This is a genomic window from Paramagnetospirillum caucaseum (genome assembly GCF_000342045.1).
GTDB lineage: Bacteria > Pseudomonadota > Alphaproteobacteria > Rhodospirillales > Magnetospirillaceae > Phaeospirillum > Phaeospirillum caucaseum.
This window is the reverse complement of record NZ_AONQ01000145.1, coordinates 1-2,806: the sequence shown is the minus strand read 5'-3', so window position 1 is coordinate 2,806 and position 2,806 is coordinate 1. Positions and strand designations below refer to the sequence as shown.

The window sequence follows — 2,806 nt, the reverse complement described above, 5'->3', positions numbered from 1 at the left end:
AATTATTCATGGCGGTTAATCCGGTTCACGGATGACGGGATTGCCATCCGTGCCGTCATCGTGTTTTTCTCGATGACGGGATGGTGGGGGTTGCTGCACTCGGCGTTTTCAACCTGCCTCCATCATGATTACAGAATGACATCCAGAATCAAAAATGGCGGGGGCGGCTGACAAATTGGTTGAGCGGAAATTCGTCGCCTATTTTCGCAGGTGGAAGACCGGCGGCATCTCCCTGGCAGTTCAGCAGCAGGTGGTGGCGGAAACCGTCGCCAAGCACGGGGGCAAGCTGATTGCGGAATTCACCGAAGCCGAATGGGATCATCGCGACCGACCCGAGCTAAGGAAAGCCGTTGCCGAATGCCGCAAACAGCAGGCGTGGCTCGTCAGTCCGACATGGGGGACGATCTACAGAAGCACCGCCATCAATGATGCGTTGATCGCGTTGAGGGACGACTACGTACCGGCTCCACTTCTTCACTTTGATGATACGGTCGTTCCAGATCACTGGATTCCACAGACTGCCCCCCGAGAAAAGAAAGCACGGGACGCCAAGACCGAACTCCAACGCTCGGTTCATGGATTGGGCAACCCAAAGCGAGCGGATGCTACCCTGGCTCGGCAACGTGGTCACAACACACAGAGTGAAAATGCTCGGCAGGCCTTCGAAGCTATCCGCCCCTTGGTCGAGGAAGCCAAGGCATCTGGACATGAGAAGCCACAGCAGCTTGCTGATTTTCTGAATGCCCGTGGAACGATGACCACCCGTGGAAACCCGTGGTCCCGGCAGGCTGCCAGCGAATTGCTGAATAGGTTTCGCAGGGAGGCTGCCGACCAGAGGCAATGAGGTGTGCGAAAAACCCTGGTGAATTCGGGCGTCCAGAAATGGCGGATTTCCACAAGTTTATGATCGCCGCCGAGGTGTGATCAGAAACATTCCTTTCTAACCACACCTGCCGAGATCACGCAGCTTCCGCCGTGGTCGCCACCTTGGGGACCGGACGACGCCAAACCCACCGCATATGATTGCCCGGCACCATGATGATCTCACCCCGCCGGGTCGTCAGGGTTTGGATGTGTTCGATGGTACCAAGCTGGGGGTCTTCCTCTGACGGCTTGCTGATGTTGATCCCCTTGAAGTCGATCTCGATCAGAAGCCCGTTCCGGGACAAGACGAAGTACGGGAACCATGTGCAGTGATCATCGCTGATCGCCGCCGGTTCACCGATCCGGCCACCCGTCTTCGCGATCACGGGACTGAAATAGGTGCGTTCTTGGGCCAGATGGGCCTCTGGGTAGAGGCTATAAAGCCGGACATGGCTGGCCCGGCTTTTATGGACGCCGTTGAGTAACTTGGTCACGTCCTTGTGTTCGACGAATTGAAGTCGATACGTGCCCCCATCAATGATGGCATTTCCCGTGAATGCATATCGATCTGAAAATGAGACGGATTTCCGCCCCCGCTTCGGCTCTGTTTTTGGCGTGTCCGCCCATATGCAGAAATACTCAAGTTCTGGTAAGTTCGATATCTGGTTCATGTCCTTTTTCCTGTTTCGGGAGTTAGTCCGTATTGTAGGCTAAGTTAGAAAGTTAGTCCGTATTGCTCTTCAATACGGACTAAGTCCTTCATGAATGCATTATGCTCAACACCGACAACTCATTCCTTTCGTTCTGTCTCAAGACCAAGACGCCTTCGGCGTCGATATGAATTCAACTCATGGGTTCACGGCATCAACACCGACAACTCATCACTTCGTTCTGTCTCAACACCGGCCTGCCCCCGGCAGGGGGATCAGGTCGGCAATGCCTATGGCAACTCATGGAAGGACCAATTGGGCCGCCGAAGGCGTATCAATGACCCGACCAAGCCATTGTCCAATGGGCTAACGGGAATCGGCAATTTGATTCTCATGGGCTAATTTGCAATATTATCCATGTAGTGATATTGTATTCGCTCGAAATAGCCACGGTGAAAGCCATGCGTGTTGCTTTCTACGTCCGGGTATCTACTTCAGATCAGACCGTCGAGAACCAGTTGGCCGACCTGCAAATGACTGCGGAACGACTTAAGTGGGATGTGGTGGCGGTCTATCGGGATGATGGGATCAGCGGGGCCAAGGGCAGGGAAAAGCGGCCTGGATATGACGCCATGCTGAAGGCCATCACCCGAGGGGAAATCCAGATGGTAGCCGCGTGGAGCGTGGATAGGATCGGGCGATCCCTCCATGATCTGGTCAACTTCATGCAGGAACTGCGGGATCGCGGGGTGGACCTCTATCTGCACAAGCAGTCGCTGGACACGTCCAGCACCACGGGTCGGGCCATGTTCGGCATGTTGTCGATCTTCAGCGAGATGGAACGATCCATCCTGTCCGAACGGGTTCGAACATCGCTGAATCGCTTGAAATCCGAAGGCAGGAAACTGGGGCGGCCCCCGACCAATCCGGCCAAGGTCGAACGAGCGAAGGAACTTCTGGCTGCCGGAACGGGCATCCGCGAAACAGCCAGGAAGGTCAAGATCAGCACCGGACTGGTGCAGAGGTTGAAGAAGGAATTGGGTGCCGACGCCATCGGGCAGACACCATCATAAGCCGCGAAAGCTTATGACCTACCCCATGGAATCAACCCTGTTCTTGACACGTATGAAGTAAATGCTATTCCATGACACAGATGCGGCACAGTGAGTTTCAGTGTGCTGTTCATAAATGAATCGCATAGGGCTGTATTTGTTGGGTTTTAGGAAGTGGTTTCATTGAGGCGTCTCTTCCCAAGCTTACGACGAGGGTTCGATTCCCTTCACCCGCTCCAA

At 54.6% G+C, this 2,806-nt stretch carries 3 protein-coding genes; 2 read left to right on the top strand and 1 reads right to left on the bottom strand.

Annotated features, from left to right (window positions below; genetic code table 11):
- Nucleotides 1-154: 154 nt before the first annotated feature.
- Nucleotides 155-844 (top strand): resolvase, encoded by a 690-nt coding sequence (locus H261_RS23675; RefSeq protein ID WP_008622549.1) that lies wholly within the window; start codon nucleotides 155-157, stop codon nucleotides 842-844.
- A 115-nt stretch (nucleotides 845-959) separates the two neighbouring features.
- Here the strand turns inward: H261_RS23675 and H261_RS22610 are convergent, their stop codons facing one another.
- Nucleotides 960-1,535 carry a hypothetical protein gene (locus H261_RS22610; RefSeq protein WP_008622539.1) on the bottom strand — a complete coding sequence of 192 codons (576 nt, stop codon included), beginning with the start codon at nucleotides 1,533-1,535 and terminating at the stop codon, nucleotides 960-962.
- 440 nt (nucleotides 1,536-1,975) lie between these two features.
- Here H261_RS22610 and H261_RS22605 point away from each other — a divergent pair, with 440 nt between their 5' ends.
- Nucleotides 1,976-2,587: a recombinase family protein gene (locus tag H261_RS22605; RefSeq protein WP_040477369.1), complete on the top strand. Its 612-nt coding sequence runs from the start codon at nucleotides 1,976-1,978 to the stop codon at nucleotides 2,585-2,587.
- Nucleotides 2,588-2,806 lie beyond the last annotated feature (219 nt).

What these genes read in the sequence shown, in the direction of transcription:
- H261_RS22605 (WP_040477369.1), top strand. Translation starts at nt 1,976, where the DNA reads ATGCGTGTTGCTTTCTACGTCCGGGTATCTACTTCAGATCAGACCGTC.
- H261_RS22610 (WP_008622539.1), bottom strand. Translation starts at nt 1,535, where the DNA reads ATGAACCAGATATCGAACTTACCAGAACTTGAGTATTTCTGCATATGG.
- H261_RS23675 (WP_008622549.1), top strand. Translation starts at nt 155, where the DNA reads ATGGCGGGGGCGGCTGACAAATTGGTTGAGCGGAAATTCGTCGCCTAT.